Source organism: Streptomyces sp. T12 (assembly GCF_028736035.1).
Taxonomy (GTDB): domain Bacteria; phylum Actinomycetota; class Actinomycetes; order Streptomycetales; family Streptomycetaceae; genus Streptomyces.
This window is the reverse complement of sequence record NZ_CP117866.1, coordinates 10,873,521-10,890,951: the sequence shown is the minus strand read 5'-3', so window position 1 is coordinate 10,890,951 and position 17,431 is coordinate 10,873,521. Positions and strand designations below refer to the sequence as shown.

The 17,431-nt window shown below is 69.9% G+C and carries 12 protein-coding genes and 6 pseudogenes; 9 read left to right on the top strand and 9 right to left on the bottom strand.

Annotation, left to right across the window (positions count from 1 at the left end):
- Nucleotides 1-3: 3 nt before the first annotated feature.
- On the bottom strand, nt 4-240 hold the full coding sequence (locus PBV52_RS48775; protein WP_274248522.1) for a hypothetical protein: 237 nt from the start codon (nt 238-240) through the stop codon (nt 4-6).
- A gap of 140 nt (nt 241-380) precedes the next feature.
- Here PBV52_RS48775 and PBV52_RS48770 point away from each other — a divergent pair, with 140 nt between their 5' ends.
- Nucleotides 381-1,967 (top strand): glycoside hydrolase family 43 protein, encoded by a 1,587-nt coding sequence (locus PBV52_RS48770; protein WP_274248520.1) that lies wholly within the window; start codon nt 381-383, stop codon nt 1,965-1,967.
- Nucleotides 1,968-1,998: 31 nt separating this feature from the next.
- Here PBV52_RS48770 and PBV52_RS48765 read toward each other — a convergent pair whose 3' ends face one another.
- From PBV52_RS48765 to PBV52_RS48750, 4 genes are all read right to left on the bottom strand, one after another.
- Nucleotides 1,999-2,970, bottom strand: a complete 972-nt coding sequence (locus PBV52_RS48765; RefSeq protein WP_274248518.1) for an aldo/keto reductase — start codon at nt 2,968-2,970, stop codon at nt 1,999-2,001.
- A gap of 193 nt (nt 2,971-3,163) precedes the next feature.
- On the bottom strand, nt 3,164-4,180 hold the full coding sequence (locus tag PBV52_RS48760; RefSeq protein ID WP_274248516.1) for a LacI family DNA-binding transcriptional regulator: 1,017 nt from the start codon (nt 4,178-4,180) through the stop codon (nt 3,164-3,166).
- A gap of 102 nt (nt 4,181-4,282) precedes the next feature.
- Nucleotides 4,283-4,447, bottom strand: a complete 165-nt coding sequence (locus PBV52_RS48755) for a hypothetical protein (protein ID WP_274248513.1) — start codon at nt 4,445-4,447, stop codon at nt 4,283-4,285.
- Nucleotides 4,448-4,965: 518 nt separating this feature from the next.
- Entirely contained in the window at nt 4,966-5,472 is a 507-nt protein-coding gene (locus PBV52_RS48750) for a MarR family winged helix-turn-helix transcriptional regulator (RefSeq protein ID WP_274248511.1), read from the bottom strand.
- 155 nt (nt 5,473-5,627) lie between these two features.
- Here PBV52_RS48750 and PBV52_RS48745 point away from each other — a divergent pair.
- Nucleotides 5,628-5,870 (top strand): annotated as a pseudogene (locus tag PBV52_RS48745) (CoA-transferase); the annotation flags it as partial.
- A 14-nt stretch (nt 5,871-5,884) separates the two neighbouring features.
- Nucleotides 5,885-6,270, top strand: a pseudogene (locus tag PBV52_RS48740) (CoA-transferase); the annotation flags it as partial.
- A 173-nt stretch (nt 6,271-6,443) separates the two neighbouring features.
- On the opposite strand, the gene PBV52_RS48735 reads toward PBV52_RS48740, so the two are convergent.
- Complete coding sequence (locus PBV52_RS48735) at nt 6,444-6,857, bottom strand: DUF6069 family protein (RefSeq protein WP_274248509.1); 414 nt, start codon at nt 6,855-6,857, stop codon at nt 6,444-6,446.
- 209 nt (nt 6,858-7,066) lie between these two features.
- Nucleotides 7,067-8,308, bottom strand: a pseudogene (locus PBV52_RS48730) (copper amine oxidase).
- Between the two features lie 218 nt (nt 8,309-8,526).
- On the opposite strand from PBV52_RS48730, the pseudogene PBV52_RS51980 reads away from it, so the two are divergent.
- Nucleotides 8,527-8,580: pseudogene (locus PBV52_RS51980) on the top strand (pyridoxamine 5'-phosphate oxidase family protein); the annotation flags it as partial.
- 78 nt (nt 8,581-8,658) lie between these two features.
- Here the strand turns inward: PBV52_RS51980 and PBV52_RS48720 are convergent.
- The gene (locus tag PBV52_RS48720; RefSeq protein ID WP_274248505.1) at nt 8,659-9,567 is read right to left on the bottom strand and encodes a universal stress protein; all 909 of its coding nucleotides are present in this window, start codon (nt 9,565-9,567) and stop codon (nt 8,659-8,661) included.
- 598 nt (nt 9,568-10,165) lie between these two features.
- On the opposite strand from PBV52_RS48720, the gene PBV52_RS48715 reads away from it, so the two are divergent.
- The 5 genes and pseudogenes from PBV52_RS48715 to PBV52_RS48695 all read left to right on the top strand — a co-directional run bounded on the left by PBV52_RS48715 (nt 10,166) and on the right by PBV52_RS48695 (nt 15,971).
- Entirely contained in the window at nt 10,166-10,891 is a 726-nt protein-coding gene (locus PBV52_RS48715; RefSeq protein WP_274248503.1) for a CBS domain-containing protein, read from the top strand.
- Nucleotides 10,892-11,034: 143 nt separating this feature from the next.
- Nucleotides 11,035-11,913: pseudogene (locus tag PBV52_RS48710) on the top strand (fructose PTS transporter subunit IIA); the annotation flags it as partial.
- 198 nt (nt 11,914-12,111) lie between these two features.
- Nucleotides 12,112-14,820 carry a bifunctional acetaldehyde-CoA/alcohol dehydrogenase gene (adhE, locus tag PBV52_RS48705; protein WP_274249986.1) on the top strand — a complete coding sequence of 903 codons (2,709 nt, stop codon included), beginning with the start codon at nt 12,112-12,114 and terminating at the stop codon, nt 14,818-14,820.
- A 71-nt stretch (nt 14,821-14,891) separates the two neighbouring features.
- Nucleotides 14,892-15,152: pseudogene (locus PBV52_RS51975) on the top strand (hypothetical protein); the annotation flags it as partial.
- Nucleotides 15,153-15,461: 309 nt separating this feature from the next.
- Nucleotides 15,462-15,971 (top strand): hypothetical protein, encoded by a 510-nt coding sequence (locus PBV52_RS48695; RefSeq protein WP_274248500.1) that lies wholly within the window; start codon nt 15,462-15,464, stop codon nt 15,969-15,971.
- Between the two features lie 410 nt (nt 15,972-16,381).
- Here PBV52_RS48695 and PBV52_RS48690 read toward each other — a convergent pair whose 3' ends face one another.
- Nucleotides 16,382-17,287 carry a universal stress protein gene (locus PBV52_RS48690; protein ID WP_274248499.1) on the bottom strand — a complete coding sequence of 302 codons (906 nt, stop codon included), beginning with the start codon at nt 17,285-17,287 and terminating at the stop codon, nt 16,382-16,384.
- Between the last annotated feature and the right edge of the window lie 144 nt (nt 17,288-17,431).

Here is a 17,431-nt window from a genome sequence, read left to right as displayed (position 1 = left end):
GGGTCACCCCTTCAGGCCCCTGGCCGGCCCCCGCGCGCCAGAACCGCGCGCCGGAACCGCGCGCCAGAGCCGCCGCAGGCTCAGGACCAGGGCGATCAGGGGGAGGACGGAGACGGCCGAGCCCAGGCCGACCAGGGGGAAGAGGTCGGTGTCGCCCACGCCCTTGGACGGGGACGTGTCCAGACCCGGCGTGATCGGGTATTTGCCCTGGTCGGAGAACATGACGAACGGCTCATTCACGTCTCCTTCGACATGGTGCGTTCCGGTCGGCTGCCGGTCCTCTTGCCAGAAACCAAGGTGATGTTAACGTTAACAAGCTGTCAAGGCCTCCACCCCGACGAATCCCTCTCCCCCGCCCCCACCCGCCTCGGAGTGCGCCCGTGCCGACCTTCGCCAACCCCGTTCTCGCCGGCAGTCATCCGGACCCCTCGATCTGCCGGGTCGGGGAGAACTTCTACCTGGTCACGTCATCGTTCGCGTACTATCCCGGGCTCCCGGTCTTCCACAGCCGCGACCTGGTGAACTGGAGACCGCTGGGCCACGTGGTGCACCGGCCGTCCCAGGTGTCGCTGACCGGGCTCGATGTCTCGGACGGCCTCTGGGCAGCCACCATCCGCCATCACGAGGGCACCTTCTACGTGGTCGTGACGCTGGCGAGAGGCCGTCAGGGCAGCACCACGTTCCTCTGCACCGCCTCCGACCCCGCCGGTCCGTGGTCGGACCCGATCGTGCTGGAGGCGGAGGGCATCGATCCCTCGCTGTTCTTCGACGACGACGGCCGCTGCTGGTTCACCGCATGCCGCGACGCCGCCCGCCCGGAGGAGACCGGCCCCGGGGAACTGTGGATGCGCGAACTCGACCTGGAGACACTGGCGTTGACCGGCCCGACCCACATCCTTTGGTACGGGGCGATGCGCGGTGCCTGGGTGGAGGCGCCGCACGTGTACAAACGGGACGGCGTCTACTACCTGATCGGCGCGGAGGGCGGCACCGAACACCATCACGCCGTGACCGCGGCCCGTTCCGACGTCGTCACCGGCCCGTACACCACGGATCCCAGGAGCCCCCTGCTCACCCACCGCCACCGCGGGGCGGCGGAACCGATACACAACGTCGGACACGTCGACCTCGTCGACACCCCCGCCGGAGAGACCTGGGCCGTCGCTCTGGGAGTACGACCGATCGACGGCACGCATACGCTCGGCCGCGAGGTGTTCCTGGTCCCGGTCGAATGGACCGCCAGAGGCCCCGTCTTCGCACCGGACACCGGGCGGGTGAGGCTGTCGGAGCGGCTGCCCGCGGGAGTCACCGCGGCGGCCGTGGGCCCGGGCGGGCCGGTGCGGGACGACTTCACCGGCACGGTGCTCGGCCCGGAATGGAACAGCCTGCGCGGACCGGTCGACCATCTCGTCTCGCCCAGCCCCGGGGAAGGCGGCCTGACCATCCGCCTGTCCCCCGAGCCCCTGACCTCGACGGGCACTCCCGCGTTCGTCGCGCGCCGTCAGCAGCATCTCCGCATGCGCGCCAGGGCCCGAATCCGCTTCGCTGCCGCCGCGCCGACGCAGGCAGCCGGGCTGGTCGTCTTCCAGCACAACCACCACGCCACCCTCGCGCTGACCGTCGACGCCTTCGGAACCCCTCACGTCGTACTCACCGCCCACGAAGCAGGTACCGACACCCGCCTCGCGTCGGTCGCCGTGACGGACGGCGACGTCGTCCTCGTGGTCGACAGCGACGAATCCGGCTACACGTTCCACGTCGAGGACCGCACCTGGACGACCCTCGGCAGCATCGACCGCCCTTTCTTCAGCACGGAACGGGCCGGCGGGTTCGTCGGTGTCCATATCGGCCTGTACGGCGTCGGCGAGGCTGAAGCCGGCGCGGGCGACGCGCATGTGCGCTGGTTCGAGTACGCGCCCCACCCGGGCCGGCCGAGAACGGCGACACGGGTGGGCAGCTGCAGTTGACGGCGCGCCTACAAGCGAGCGCGGGCACGGATCAGCCGTAGAAGTTCTTCACCCAGCGGTGCTTGGCCAGCAGCGAGAGTTGCTGCGGGGTGAGCGGCGGTGCGTCGGCGATCGCCGCGTTGCGTTCCACGTTCCTCAGGGAGCGCATCCCGACGATGACGGTGGAGACCGCCTGCCCGGCGAGGGCGAACCGCAGGGCGGTGGACGGGAGTTCCTCGACATCGATCCCCAGGTCGGCGAGGATCCCGTCCACGCGCTTCTCGACCTGGGCGGGCCGGTCGTCCCTGAAGTACCAGTTACGCCAGTCGCCCTCCGGGAAGGTGACGCCCGTCCGGATCGAGCCGGTGAGGGCGCCTTCGTCGAGTGCGACCCGCCCGATCACACCCACGCCGTACTCCGCGCAGGCCGGCAGCAGCGCATCGGACGGTGCCTGCTCGAAGACGTTGTAGATGACCTGGACCGTGTCCAGAACCCCGGTGCGCAGCACCGCGAGCACGTTCTCGGGCTGGTGGTCCTTGACGGAGATCCCGAAGGACCTGATCTTGCCCTCCTGCTTGAGGGCGTCCACCGTCTCCAGCCAGTCGCCGCGGCCGGTCCATTCGTCCTCCCAGGTGTGCAGCTGGAGGAGGTCGACGTGATCGCGGCCCAGTTCGCGCAGGCTGGTCTCCAGGCTCTCGCGCAGGTGCGAGCCGGGGAACGCCTCCATGGGGTCCAGTCCGCTCGGCGAGAGGGAGACCGGCACTTTCGGCCCGACCTTCGTCGCCACGTGCACGCCGTCCCCGCCGCCTGGAAGCTCCCTGAGCGCACGGCCGACGACGCGTTCGCTGCGGTCGTACGCCCGGGCGGTGTCGATGAAGGTGACGCCCAGGTCGAGGGCGCGGTGCAAGGCACGTACGCCGGAGTCGTCGTCGGCGCCGACCCAGGCCCCCTGGCCCAGCCCCCAGGCTCCGTAGCCGATCTCGGACACGGTCAGCCCGGTGCGGCCGAGTTCCCGATAACGCATGTGCTGTTCGTACTCCTCGGGTGACGCCCCCTGGCGAGGGCCACTTCCCTGTGCTGCTTCAACGGCACCACGGCTTGCCCGCACGACGCTACTGACGGCGGCACTCCGGCAACAGCGCGACAGAACAGCGAAACTTTCGAATCGGCGCCATGCTTCGGCGTCACGCTTCGGTGCCGTGCTTCGGCGCCACGCTTCAGGAATCGGCGCGGGGAGCGGCGGTGCTGCGCCGTACGACGAGTTCCGGGGTGATCTTCTGTCGTTCCGCTGGTTCCCCGCCCAGCATCCTGACCAGCAGTTCGATGGCGCTCATGCCCAGGTGGGCGAAGTCCTGTCGGACCGTGGTCAGGGCGGGCACGAGGTAGCCCGAGCCCTTCATGTCGTCGAACCCGACGAGCGACACGTCCTGTGGCACCATCACACCCCGCTCCGCGAACGCCGCCAGCGCTCCCATCGCCATCTGGTCGTTGCCCGCGAAGACCGCGGTCGGCAGGTCGGTGCCGTCCGCGCAGAGCTGGTGGGCGAGGCGGAAGCCGCTCTCCGCGCTGAAGTCCCCTTCGAGCATGATCCCCTCCGCGCCCGCGGTGGCGAGCTCGGCCTGCCAGCCGTCGACGCGGGCCCGGGCGTCAAAGGTGCGCAGGGCGCCCGTCAGGTGGGCGATGTGCCTGTGTCCGAGATCGAGGAGGTGCCGCACCGCGAGACGGGCGCCGAGTTCCTGGTCGACCTCGACGAAGCTCAGATCGGGGTTGGGCACGCTGCCGGACATCACCACCGCCACCGGCACCTCGAAGACGAGGCCGGACAGCGCCTCCACGGCGAGGGGACGGTCGGCGACGACCGCGATCGCCTCCACCGACTGATCGGTGAGCCGCTGCAGTGTCTCCACGAGGTCACCGGTGGTGCTCTCGCCCTGCCGGCTCGCCAGACTCACCCAGTAACCGGCCTGCTTGGCGGCCGTCTCCACACCCAGGAGGATGCGGGGCAGCTCGAAGAGGTCCGACCCGACGATCACCACGCCGATCGTCGACGAACGGCGGCTCTTGAGGGCCCTGGCCACGCTGTTGCGGCGGTAGCCGAGCTTCTGGATCGCAGCCTCGACCCGGGCGCGGGTCTCCGGCCGTACCGACGGATGACCGTTGATGACCCTGGAGACGGTGATGTGCGAGACGCCGGCCTCCCGTGCCACATCCATCATTCCTGGTGGCCGGTTCATGTCACTCGTTCCTCTGCCCTCAACACCAGCATGCGGCCCTGCGTCCACAGCCGATACTGTCACAGGCCGTGTGCCGCACACCCGCAACGGCCGGGGCAGTGCTCAGGAGGTGCGCAGCGCCGTCAGACGACCGCGCAGTGCCGTCGCGATCCGATCGGCCGCGGCAACGTCGTCCGGTGTGAGGGGATGGACGAACAGCCCACGGACGGCGCGCAGGTGCGGCAGGGAAGCGTTCCGGAAGGCTTGCGCGCCGTCGGCCGTGAGCACCACCTCAGCGCGCCGGCTGTCGGTGGCGCACTCCTCGGCCGGATCGGGCCCCGCCGTTCCATACGGCCGAGCTGATGCGGGAGACGGCTGCGCTACCAGCCGATACCGGCCGCCAGCTCGGCGTTTCGACGCCGCGGTGAGCGACCGCAGGTTCGTCATCACCGCCTCGAACTACGCCGCCGGCGTCGTCGGGCCGCCGCTGCGAGGCCTGCTGGCCCGGCAAGCGCTTCCCCGACGAACTGCGCGCCCGCTACGGCCCTGGCCTCCAGCAGCTGGTGCGGCCCCCGGACACCGGGGACGCACCGCTGCGCGGTCGCCCCGACTCCGGCACCCGCACCGCCTGACCAAACGCGCCAACCCGACCGGCGTCCGCGCACCGGTTCCCGGCCTCGGGGAGGACACGCGGGCGAGATTCACGCCGGAGTCGCCCCCGTGGCCCGCCGGCACGTGTCATGCCGACCGCTCACCGCTGCGGATCACGGCCAGGACGCCTGGCGTGCCACCGAGATCAGACCGCCCTACCTCCGACGCCAGGGCAGTACCTCCTGATCGTCTTGTGCGGCGTCCACGCGTTGCAGTGCGGCGTTGATGGCCTCACCGATCTCCGCGAACTGGAGCACCTGTTCGGGGGTCAGTGCGTCGAAGACGGCGCGACGTACGGCCTCGACGTGGCCGGGGGCCGCCCGCTCCAGAAGCCGGCTCCCCTGCGCGGTGAGCACGGCAAGCTGGTTGCGCCGGTTTGCCGGGTCGTCGCAGCGGTCCACGTAACCGGCCTGCTGAAGGCGGGTCACGGCATGAGTGAGTCGACTGCGGGTGATCTTCAGGCGCTCGGCCAGCTCGGACATCGTCAGGGTCTGGTCGGGGACGGAGGAGAGGTGGGCGAGCAGGGTGTAGTCGGCATGCGTCAGCCCCGCGTCCCGTCGTAGCTGGCGGTTCAGGTGGTCGGACAGGTGAGTGGAGAACTCGACGTAGGCGAGCCAGGCTCGTCGTTCCTCGGTGTCCAGCCAGCGTGGCGTCGTGGGCATGGTCACATTCTAGGCAGCATCGTTTGAATCTTCAAACCGCCCCGCATCTGATCACCACCGGCCAGGTCGAGGGCGCCGACCCCGCCGACGCCACGGGCGCCGTACCCGAGTGCGCCGGGCGAATCCCATCCATGGCATGGATGAGCCGGATACGGGGCACGGTCGCCGCGGCCTCCCAGCCCAAGGAGACCCGCGACTTCACCGACCGCACGTGCGTCCTCGAACACGGCATCACCACCGACTTCACCCTCGTACGGGCCTGGCCCTGCGACCGCCACGGGAACCTGGTCTTCCGCAAGTCCGCCGCCCACTTCAACCCGCTGGCCGCGATGGCGGGCAGCATCACCGTCGCCGAGGTGGAGGAACTCGTCGAGCCGGGCGCGCTGAGCCCGGAGAAGAGGGCCGTACGCACATGAGCACCACCGTCCGTACGCAACCGGGGTGGACCCGCGACCACATGGCCGCCCGCGCCGCCGCCGAACTCAGCGACGGCTCCTACGTCAACCCGGGCATCGGCCTGCCCACCCTCATCCCCGGCCACCTCCCACCGGCCCGTACCCCATCGAGGACGACGTCGACCCCGACCTGATCAACGCGGGCAAGGAGACCGTCACCGTACTGCCGGGGGCCTCCTTCTTCGACTCAGCACTGTCGTTCGGCATGATCCGGGGCGGCCACATCGACACCGCCGCGCTCGGCGCCCTGCAGGCCTGTGCAGCCGGCGACCTGGCCAACTGGATGATCCCCGGCAAGATGATCAAGGGCATGGGCGGTGCGATGGACCTCGTCCACGGCGCCATCACGCCCCATGGCCTCACTCTCGTGCCAGTGCGGTCCGGATGTGAGCGCCGAGGACATCGCCGCCCGCACCGACGCGCCTCTGATCCGGAGGCCATAAGCCGTGAACGCGTCGGGCGGGCAGGCACTACAGCCCCTGCCCGCCCGACGTTTTCCGTCTGTTGTCCGTGCCCCTACGACAGGGGCATGACCTTGCGATACGCGAACACCGCGGCCGCCGCGACCACCACGTGCATCAGGAGCAGCGCCCCCACGCCGATCGCACCGCCGTCACCGAAGAGCAGGAAGTCGGGAACGAAGGACACCACGACGAGGGTCGGCACCAGCCAGCGCACCAGCGCCTCGGGGTCCTTCGACACCTTGCGCACGATCGCCCAGCCCACGGCACCCGCCACCACCCCGACCGCCGTCAGGAAGATGTACGAGGACGCCTTCAGCGGCTCGAAATCGTCGGGCGCGCCGGCGGCCAGCGCGAGGAGAGCGAGCACCGCGTCCGCCACAGAGGCCACCACGATCGCGGCGAGCACACCTCCCAGCACCACGAGCGGACCACGGCGGACGGCGACTGCACCAGAAGGAAGGGACATGGCAACTCCAGGGAGGCGACTGCGGGAGAGCTCCACAAGGGAACGTTTGAAGCGTCAAACGAGAGTCTGACGGAATTCATTTGAAACTTCAAGCGCAGGGATGGACGTCCCACCGAGTGGGCGCTCACGCCGCAGTAACGAACCCACCGCCCGGCACCGTGCCGCCGTGCAAGAGCCGGTCTGCGAAGATCGCTTTCCCCGCCCGGCCGTCATGAGTGGGCGTGGACTTCTCCGTTGTACTTCGGCTTGTGCAGACGGTCGGGTGTCAGCGGGCTCATGTCGGTCACGTCACGCGGGACGATCTGGAAGCCCTGCCAGTGCACCGGCATCGGCGTCTGATCCTCGTCGCGGGCGATGTGGTGGAAGCCGACGTTCACCCACAGCACGGGACGGGTGAGGATCTGTCCGTTCACGAACTGACCCACATGGTCCTTGCAGCCGGTCTCGCCGTTGCTGTTGTTGTCGTTCGAGTAGGTCTCGCAGCGGTTGAACTGGGTGACGTACAGGTCGTGCCGGGTGTACGGGCGCGAGGTGTACTTGTCGGTGTGCTGCTGGACGATCTCCCATGAACGCGGGTGGTTCTCCCCGTTCCTGGCCGTGCTGACGACGCGCCACCAGCGGGCGTTGCTGTTGTCGCCCTTGAACTCCTTGGTGATCGGTGTGCGCGTGGTCTTCAGCCGCCCGATGCGCGTGGAGGCGTCGGTGCCATTGGGTTTGGTGTCGTAGCGCTCGACCCTGGACTTCCACGAACCGTCCGGTTTGAAGTCCAGCTTCCACAGAACGTTGTGCTGGTGACTGAGGGCCCTGGCGTTGCCGTTCTTGCCGACCGGCCAGCCGGTGCTGTCGGAGGCGTCGAACTCGTCGTCGGCGAGGTTGCCGGTGGCTCCCTCCTTGGCGGTGATGGTGCCGTCGTCGGAGAAGTTCCACTGGGTGATGTAGTGGTACCAGCCGATGGCGTTGATGGTGTACACGACCAGGTCGCTGCCCTGCGCGGAGTCGGTGTGGGCGCGGGTCTCCCCGACGTGGTCGCTGTTCCCGTGGTAGGCGAAGCCGCGCGGCTGCGTCGTCACGCACAGCCCCTTGACGGTCCGGCGCCCCTCCCCGTCCGGGTTGGCGGCCGGGAAGCTCTTGATCGTGCCGTTCGGGCAGTCCTTCGGTTTGACCGGCAGGGCGTTGTCGCCGAAGAACTGCTCGGTCACGTCGTTGTACTCGTGCTCGCCGTTGTCGTACGGAACAAGGATCTGGGCGAGGGCGGCTCTGCCGAGGACCTCGATCGGCCGGGCGGCGTGCTTGGGCTGGTAGGTGACATGTGACAGGACAAGACCCGAGGTGGGGTTGTTGCGCCAGCACATGCGCCGTGTGGTACCCAGGGAGGGACCCAAGATCAGCACGGGTGCCTATCCTGGCCCGTCAAAGCGGTATTGCAGGGTGTTCGTCGGTGTCTCGCTCACCCGTCAGACGCTCTCATCTCTCACGGGATCTCACATGGACGGTCCCAACCCAACGGCCCTTGTCCCTCTCGCTACGACAGGCCCGGCACTGCCGAAAGCCTCGAGGGTCCAGGTAGGTGTTCTCCGGCGTGTACTCGTGACCGTGTCGACAATGGGTCCTGCGGGCGCGTGCCCTCTCCCAGTCCCGGCGCCGAAGAGCTTCGCGCCTGCTGGCAAAGGTGCCCGTCGGCCGCGTCGTCCACACGCGTAAGGCCCTGCCCGCAGTCCTGCCGGTCAACTTCTGCCTGGACGGCGACGGCGCGGTGCTCCTGTGCACGTCGGCCGGACGACTGCCGGTTTCGGGCACTGGTTCAGACGTGCGGGACGACAGCGACGGGGCAGCCGGCATGGTGCAGCACCGCGTGGGTGACCGGGCCGGTACGGGGGCCGAGGCGGCTGTCCCGGATCCGGCGTCCCACGACGACAAGGGCCGATCCAGAAGCGGCGCGGGTCAGTTCGGCGGCCGCCCGGCCTTCGACGACTGTCTTGGTGACGGCGACCTCGGGGAACTTCTCGCACCACGGGCGCAGCGTCGCGACCACGGCATGTTCGTGCTCCGCGAGGAGCTCCGGGCCGGGCGGCGGGACGACCCGGTCGGCGGTGGCGTATCCCGGCGGAACCGTGAAGGTGTGGATCACGCGCAGCGCGGCGCAGCAGCGCCGGGCGGTCTCGAAGGCGAACTCGATGAGCTCGTCGCAGGGTTGGCCGGTGTCGAGGCCGAGGACGACATCGCGGTACGGAATCTCGGGGATCTCGTCCGGAGAGACACCGCCGGGGACGGGGAAGTGTTCGTCAGCGACGCTCTCACCCGCGCGGACCAGCACGACGGGGCGCGGCGACCTGGCGACGACCCGCGCGGACACCGAGCCGAGCAGGAAGCCGGCGACTCCGCTGAGCCCGCGGGACCCGAGCACCAGCAGCTCAGCCCGCTCCCCCGCCTCCAGCAGGGCAGCGGCCGGTGACGCCTGCACCTGCTGCTCGACGACTTCGAGCCCGGGGTGCGCGGCGCGGACGCTGTCCGATCCCTCCTTGAGGATCTGCCGTGCCCAGCTTCGCTCGGTCATGTCCATGGGCACGTTGGCGGCGGGACGCGGGTGCAGTTGCCATGCGTGCAGGAGCCGCAGCCTCACGCCTCGGCGCAGGGCTTCCCGGGCCGCCCAGTGAGCGGCGGCGCGGCTCTCGGGAGAAGCGTCGATCCCCGCGACAACGTATCTCTCCATGACCTGTGCCTCCTCGGATCCATATGTCCACCATCAAGCCTGTGCCGAACACCGGGCTGTGGGCAGGGGCCGGACGGGCCCTGCCCTTGGGCTCCCTGGCCCGATTGGGCCAGTCGCGGGCCTCGGCGCGGCGTTCGCACGGCTGCGGCGCCACGCGTCTGCAGGTGCTTCCGTCATGAGCGTGGTCGCAGCGGCCCTTCCGTCCTGCGCCGGCCTTCGACTGCACCCTCACCGCCGCCCCGGGGGCCACGGCGAGCCGGGCCGCCCGCTCTTCGGATCTTCGGCGTTGTCGGCCCACCAGTCCCACCCGGACCGGCCGATGAGCGGACGGTTCGGCCCGGGAGCCCGGGCCGGTCGACCCCTCCCCCTGCACACCGTGGAAAGCGAGGCTGAAGTGGCATCGGAGGGCCGGCTACCCGGGACAGTCCGAAGGGACGGCAACGGCCGAACCGGCCGCTCGAACCCGCGAGTTCCGGCCCGCCGATGCAGACCGCCGGGGCACGACCCCCGGCGGTGTCCGGGCAGGCCCGCGGGCGCCGTACGCACCACAGACCGGTCGCGCTCCGCTTGAAGTGGTGAAGGAGAGGGGGAGACAGCCATGAAGACCTGCAAGGTCGGCGAGGTGATGACCAGCGAGGTCATCGGCGCCCGCCGGGAGACGCCGTTCAAGGATGTGGCGCGGCTGCTGGACCAGCATCGGATCAGCGGCCTGCCGGTGGTGGACGCCGACGACAAGGTCGTGGGCGTGATCTCCGAGACCGACCTGGTACGCCGACAGGCGGCTCGGGCCGAACGGGACCCGGGACGCCGCTTCCCGCTCTCCGCCCTGCGCCGGAAGGTACGGCGCAGGGCCGCCGAAGCCCGCGCCACGACTGCGGGGCAGCTGATGTCGACGCCCGCGATCACGGTGCACCCGGAGCAACGCGTCGCGGACGCGGCCCGGGTGATGGAGCGTCACCACATCGAACGGCTGCCCGTGGTCGACGAGGAGGACCGCCTCATCGGCATCGCCACCCGCCGCGACCTGCTGCGGGTCTTCCTGCGGACCGACGAGGAGATCCGCCAGGAGATCATCGACGAGGTCCTGACTCGCGCCATGTGCTTGCCGCCGCACACCGTGATCGTGTCCGTCCGTGACGGCGTGGCCACGCTGGAAGGTCGCCTGGAGCACCGCAGCGACATCCCTCTGGTGGTCCAGCTGGTCTGGAAGGTGGACGGCGTCGTGGGCGTGATGAGCAGCCTCACCTTCCGCATCGATGACACCCGCCTGCCCGAGACACACCCCTCGCGCCGGATCGCCCATCACTGGCTCCCGGAGCGGTGATCCCGACGTCGCTTCGGCGGCGTGCCGCCGGGACGGCCACGGCCATCCCGGCCCCTGAGCCCGGCGACGCCCGCACCACCGCCACCTCCCAATTTTCCCGCCCCATCCCGGACAGCCGGGCCAGCCTGCAAGGGGCAGAGCACATGACCGCGTCCGCAGTCCCCCTCATCAATCCCCAACTGATCGACCTTCACCTCGAGGCCGGAAGCAAGGACGAGGCCGTCCGCGCGCTCGCCGAGCGCCTGGCCGACCAGGGCCGGGTCACCGACCTCGACGGGTTCCTCGCCGACTTCGCCGCTCGCGAGCAGCAGATGCCCACCGGCTTGGAGGGAGGTATTGGCATCCCACACGCCCGCTCCACCTACGTCACCCACCCGAGCCTGGCCTTCGGGCGCAGCCCGCGCGGCGTGGACTTCGGCGCCACGGACGGCCCGGCCGATCTGATCTTCCTGATCGCCGCCCCGGCGGGCGCGGACGACGCCCATCTGACGATCCTGTCGTCGCTGGCCCGGCAGTTGATGAACCCCGAGTTCACGACCACGCTGCGGTCCGTGGACGACGCGGCCGCCGCCGCAGCCTTGATCCGCGGCGAGGACACCCAGAGCCCGAGAGCAGCACGAGCCCCGTAAGCACCGAAGACTCCGCGGCGGCGTCGGCTGGAACGGCCTCCTCCGAGGAGCCCGGCGCAGCGGAACCCTTCCGTATCGTCGCCGTCACCTCCTGCCCCACCGGCATCGCGCACACCTAGATGGCTGCCGAGTCGCTGGAGAACGCGGGCCGGGACGCTGGTGACGTCGAGATCGTCGTCGAGACGCAGGGCTCGGCACTCCGAGGTCAGGGCGAAGGCCGCACGCGGCGAGGTCACAGCGGCCGCGAAGGGCGGGACCCCGGTGCAGCGGGCCGGTGAACCCGGCGACGGCTACGGAACCAAGCTCCGCAAGTGGCTGATGTCCGGCGTGAGTTACATGGTCCCGTTCGTCGCCGCGGGCGGTCTGCTGATCGCCCTCGGCTTCGCGATCGGACAGGCGCCGGTGACCGCGCCGTACCGGTGGCGAAATGAGGGCCGACCGGGACCTCAGCGGGGACCTTCGGCACCGCAGTGGCGGGCATGCCAGGAGCCACAGTGGTACCGGGAGCGGTACCGAACCCTCGCGGTGCCGCTCCCGGTACGAGGGCCGAAGCCCCGGCTTCGGCAATTCCGACCAAGGAGGCGTAGTTCCATGTCCCGTAAGGACGACCGCAACCGGACCGCTGCCCCGAAGGACTCCGAGGGCGGGCCCTCCGACACCGCGATCGCCGTGGACCGGCTGGTCACGAACGGGCTGAAGGCGCTCGCCGACTACGAGGCCCTCGACCAGGAACAGGTCGACCACATCGTCAAGAAGGCCTCCGTCGCCGCCCTGGACCGGCACACCGAGCTCGCCCTGCTCGCCGTGGAGGAGACCGGCCGCGGCGTCTTCGAGGACAAGGCCGCGAAGAACATGTTCGCGTGCGAGCACGTCACGCACAGCATGGGGAAGATGAAGACCGTCGGGGTCGTCGCCCGCGACGACATCGACGACGTGATCGAGGTGGCCGAGCCCGTCGGTGTGGTGTGCGCGATCACTCCCGTCACGAACCCGACCTCCACCACGATCTTCAAGGCGCTCATGGCGCTGAAGACCCGCAATCCGATCGTCTTCGCCTTCCACCCCTCAGCCCAGCGGTGCAGCGCGGAGGCGGCCCGCACCGTGCGCGACGCGGCCCTCGCCGCGGGTGCGCCCGAGCACTGCGTGCAGTGGATCGAGACCCCGTCCATCGAGGCGACAGGCACGCTCATGCACCACCCGGGCGTCGCTCTGATCCTCGCCACCGGCGGCAACGCCATGGTCAAGGCCGCCTACTCGGCCGGCAAACCCGCCCTGGGCGTGGGCGCCGGCAACGTCCCCGCGTACGTACACAAGAGCGCCAAGCTGCGCCGGGCCGTCAACGACCTGGTGCTGTCGAAGGCGTTCGACAACGGCATGATCTGCGCCTCCGAGCAGGCCGTCATCCTGGACACCGAGATCTACGACGCGGCACTCGCCGAGTTCCGCACGCTGCACGCCCACCTGGCGACCGCCGAGGAAAAGCGGAAGTTGGAGACGTATCTGTTCCCCGTCAACGCGTCGAGCTGGGGGCACCCCCGGCCGGAGGCTGGGGGAGGCTGCGAGCCGAAGGTCAACGCGGCGGCCGTCGGACAGAGCCCGGCGTGGATCGCGCAGCAGGCCGGGTTCAGCGTGCCCGAAGACACCTCCCTCATCCTCGTCGAGGCCGAACGGGTCGGCCCGGACGAGCCGTTGACCCGCGAGAAGCTCTGCCCGGTGCTCACCGTGCTGCGCGCCGGCTCCGAGGACCAGGGCTTCGACCTGGCCGCCGACATGGTCGCCTTCCACGGCCAGGGCCACAGCGCGGTCATCCACACCGGCGACCCGGCGCTCGCGGAGGCATACGGGAAGCGCATGAAGACCGTACGCGTCATCGTCAACTCGCCCTCTTCACAGGGCGCCATCGGCGGCATCTACAACAGCCTGCTGCCGTCCCTCACTTTGGGCTGCGGCTCCTGGGGCAGCACCTCGGTGTCCAACAACGTGTCCGCTGCGAACCTGTTGAACATCAAGCGGGTCGGCAGCCGCCACAACAACCTGCAGTGGTTCAAGGTCCCGCCGAAGATCTACTTCGAGCCGCAGTCCATCCGGTACCTGGCCTCCATGCCGGACGTCCACCGCGTCACGATCGTCACCGACGCGACCATGACCCGCCTCGGCTTCGTCGACCGGGTGAGCCGCGTCCTCCAGCGTCGGCCCCAGCCGGTGACCCTGCAGATCATCGACAACGTCGAGCCCGAGCCGAGCATCGACTCCGTCCGACGCGGCGCCCGCCTCATGGGCGACTTCCGCCCGGACACCATCATCGCGCTGGGCGGCGGCTCGCCCATGGACGCCGCCAAGGTGATGTGGCTGCTGTACGAGCAGCAGGCCGACGGCGAGGACGTCGACTTCGCCGACATGCGGCAGAAGTTCTCCGACATCCGCAAGCGCGCCTTCCGCTTCCCCGTCCTGGGCAAGCTCGCCCGCCTGGTGTGCGTCCCCACCACCTCAGGCACCGGCGCCGAGGTCACCCCCTTCGCCGTCATCTCCGACCCCGCGACAGGCAAGAAGTACCCACTCGCCGACTACGCGCTCACCCCCAGCGTGGCCATCATCGACCCGCTGCTCACCACCGAGCTGCCCCCGGCTCTGGCCGCCGACAGCGGCTTCGACGCCCTCACCCACGCCATCGAGGCGTACGTGTCCGTGTACGCCAACGACTTCACCGACGGCCTCGCCCTGCACGCGATCCGCCTGATCTTCGACAACATCGAGTCGGCGGTGAACCACCGCGAGGCTTCGTCGGAGGCCCGGGAGAAGATGCACAACGCCGGCACCATCGCAGGCATGGCCTTCGGCAACGCCTTCCTCGGCATAGTCCACGCCATGTCCCACACCCTCGGCGCCACCTTCCACATCGCCCACGGCCGCACCAACGCAGTCCTGCTGCCGCACGTCATCCGATACAACGGCACCGTCCCGACCAAGCTGACGGGTTGGCCGAAGTACGAGAACTACCGCGCCCCCGAACGTTTCCAGGGCATCGCCCGCACCCTGGGCCTGCCCGCCGCCACCCCTGCGGAGGGTGTCGAATCCCTGGCCACCGCTGTGGAACGCCTCCGCGACGCGGTCGGCATCGAGCCCACCTTCGAGTCCCTCGGCATCGACGAGAAGACCTTCCTGGACGCCCTGCCCCGGCAGGCCCTCAACGCCTACGAGGACCAGTGCGCACCCGCCAACCCGCGGATGCCCATGCTCGACGACATGCAAGAGATCATGCGCACCGCCTACTACGGCCGCGTGAACACGCCCGGCACGTAGGGCCGACCGTACGTACGCCAGGGCCGTTCGGCCCTGGCGTACGTAACTCCGACCGCAGAGAGCCTTGAGGTATGGATGCAGGGAACAGACCGGCGGCTGTCTCAGCCATAGCGGTGCGCCGGACCCGGTGGGTGAACCGCATCGTCCTGACGTTGCTCCGATCGCGGTGGCAGGCGGCAGTGCCCGGCCTGTGTGCACTGGCTTTCCTGGGGCGCCGCACCGGGCGCCCTGTGACACTGCCTGTGCAGTACGCGCGCGAGGTCGATCAACTCGTCGTGCTCGCAGGTCGCGCTGCCGACAAACAGTGGTGGCGGAACTTCACCCAGCCCCATCACGTCGGTGTTCTGGTCGGCGGAGTGACCTACGAAGGCATCGGCCGCCTGATGCCAGCTGGTCATGCCGGCCGTATCGCAGCGGAAAGGGCTTACGGTCGGCGACATCCACACGTCCGGATCAGCAAGGATGATCCCCTGATCGTGGTCACCTTGTCGTCCGACCGTGTCCCAAGTCCGGAGCCCGTGCGCTCAGGCCCTGTCGGCGAGCCGTCAGCGCCGGCTGGGCTGCGGCTCTGGGGGCAGTGGTGGCGATGGACAACACTGGGAGAGGCTGCGGGCTTCTGCGTCCCGGCGGCCGCCGGGGCCATGTCCAGCGAGGCATCCACGGCGATTGCCTGGCCGATGCTGGTGGCAGCGGGGACGGCAGAGGGAGCACTGCTGGGCGCGGCTCAGGCCCATGTGCTCGCCCGGGTGATGCCCGATCTGCGGCCTCGCCGCTGGGTGGCCGCAACGGCGGTGGCCGCCGGCTTCGCCTGGATGCTGGGGCTGCTGCCCTCTCTTGTGGCTCCGCGGGTCGGCTTCTCGCCCGCTGTCGCCGGCCTGGCAGCGGTCGGCGGGGTACTTGTGCTGCTCAGCCTGGGCACCGCGCAGTGGTGGGTGCTGCAGCGACACGTCACCGACGCCTGGAAATGGATTCCGGCCACCGCGGCAGCCTGGCTGGCCGGACTGGCCGTCTTCTTCGCAGTGACCATGCCGTTGTGGCACCCGGGCCAGTCTCCCTTGCTGATCGCGGGCATCGGCGTACTCGCCGGGTTGCTGATGGCGGGCACGGTCGCTGCCGTCACCGGGTGGGCACTGGTGCTCCTGTTGAGGTGACCGACGGAGCCTTCAGCGCGTCCATCAACGACAGTGCCACGAGTAGCGGTTGCGCCCATTCGACTCACTGGCCGAAGCGGAGAAGGGCGAAGCCCCTTGTGGCGCGGGCTGATCCCCGCCAGATCAAGCACCCTCGCCGCTGCGGGGGCCGGCGCCACCCGAGGGCTGGCCAGGGCGTGGGCACGCCTGCCGTTCGTCAGCCGCAACCGCTGACTGCTCTCACCGGCTCGGCCGGCCGGACCAGCTCCCAGGACGGGTACCGTCGCAGCGATGCGGCGGTGCCCGCTCGTGTGCGTGTTGCCATCCGCCAACCCGCCTGGAGATGATCCACCGGCCTCACGCGAGAGAGGTGTCTCGTTCTGCCCCGGACATCGCGCGCAACGAGACTTGAGCCGCCCAGGGCATCACTGTCAGTCGTGCGGGACGACGGCGACGGGGGCGGTGGCGTGATGCAGGACGGCGTGCGTGATGGGTCCGATGTGGGCGCCGAACGGCGAGCGACGAACACGGCGGCCGACGACGACCAGGGAGGCGTCACGCGCGGCGTCGACCAGGTGGTTGGCGGCCTTGCCGGTACGGGCCTCCTCCACTACCTCGATGTCCGGGAACTTCTGCCGCCAGGGACGCAGCAGTTGGGTGAGGACGGCGGCATCCTGCGTAGCCAGCAGGGTGTTCAGCACGGCGTCGGCAGGCAGTCCGTAGGCGAGGTAGGGCGGCGGATTCCAGGCGTGGACCACGCGAAGGGCGGTCTTCCGTCGGGTCGCGGCGTCGAAGGCGAACTCGATCACCGCGTCGTCGGGGCTGTCGATGTCGAGGCCCAGCACGACGGGCCGATAGGGCGTGGCGGCGGACGGGATCCCGGACGGGTCCAGGGTGTGCTCGTCGGCGGCCTGCTCGCCGGCCCGTACGAGGACGACGGGCCGCTCGCTGTGCGCCACGACGGCCATGCCGACCGAGCCAACCATGAAACCGCCGATTCCGCTCAGCCCGCGAGAGCCGAGAACGAGCAGCTCGGACTCCTTCGCCACACCGGGCAACACCTCCATGGCCTGGCCATGGAGCTGCTCCATGGCGACCTCGACACCGGGGTGGCGCAGACGGAGGCCCGCGGCGGCTTCCCGCGGGATCCGCTCGGTCCAGTGCTGGTGGGTCTCGCCACCGAGAAGCGGGGCCTGGGCGATGGGGTCCGGCACCGGCGCCCAGACGTTGACCAGCTTCAGCGGCAGCCCGCGCAGCTTCGCCTCGCGAGCCGCCCATTCGGCGGCGGACCGGCTCTCCGGCGAGCCGTCGAGGCCCACGGTGACGGTGCGGGACATGGTCGTACCTCCTGGGGTCGAGTACCAGATCGGGGGCGATTCCAGCGTCCTGCTTGGGACGCGTGGAGCGGAGAGGCCGATCAGGTCCTTACAGGGGGCCCATCGGCCCTGACGAGGGCCGATGGGCCGCCCGCAGGGCGAGCC

What these genes read in the sequence shown, in the direction of transcription:
- PBV52_RS48765 (WP_274248518.1), bottom strand. Translation starts at nt 2,970, where the DNA reads ATGCGTTATCGGGAACTCGGCCGCACCGGGCTGACCGTGTCCGAGATC.
- PBV52_RS48760 (WP_274248516.1), bottom strand. Translation starts at nt 4,180, where the DNA reads ATGAACCGGCCACCAGGAATGATGGATGTGGCACGGGAGGCCGGCGTC.
- PBV52_RS48750 (WP_274248511.1), bottom strand. Translation starts at nt 5,472, where the DNA reads ATGCCCACGACGCCACGCTGGCTGGACACCGAGGAACGACGAGCCTGG.
- PBV52_RS48735 (WP_274248509.1), bottom strand. Translation starts at nt 6,857, where the DNA reads ATGTCCCTTCCTTCTGGTGCAGTCGCCGTCCGCCGTGGTCCGCTCGTG.
- PBV52_RS48720 (WP_274248505.1), bottom strand. Translation starts at nt 9,567, where the DNA reads ATGGAGAGATACGTTGTCGCGGGGATCGACGCTTCTCCCGAGAGCCGC.
- PBV52_RS48715 (WP_274248503.1), top strand. Translation starts at nt 10,166, where the DNA reads ATGAAGACCTGCAAGGTCGGCGAGGTGATGACCAGCGAGGTCATCGGC.
- adhE (WP_274249986.1), top strand. Translation starts at nt 12,112, where the DNA reads ATGTCCCGTAAGGACGACCGCAACCGGACCGCTGCCCCGAAGGACTCC.
- PBV52_RS48695 (WP_274248500.1), top strand. Translation starts at nt 15,462, where the DNA reads ATGTCCAGCGAGGCATCCACGGCGATTGCCTGGCCGATGCTGGTGGCA.
- PBV52_RS48690 (WP_274248499.1), bottom strand. Translation starts at nt 17,287, where the DNA reads ATGTCCCGCACCGTCACCGTGGGCCTCGACGGCTCGCCGGAGAGCCGG.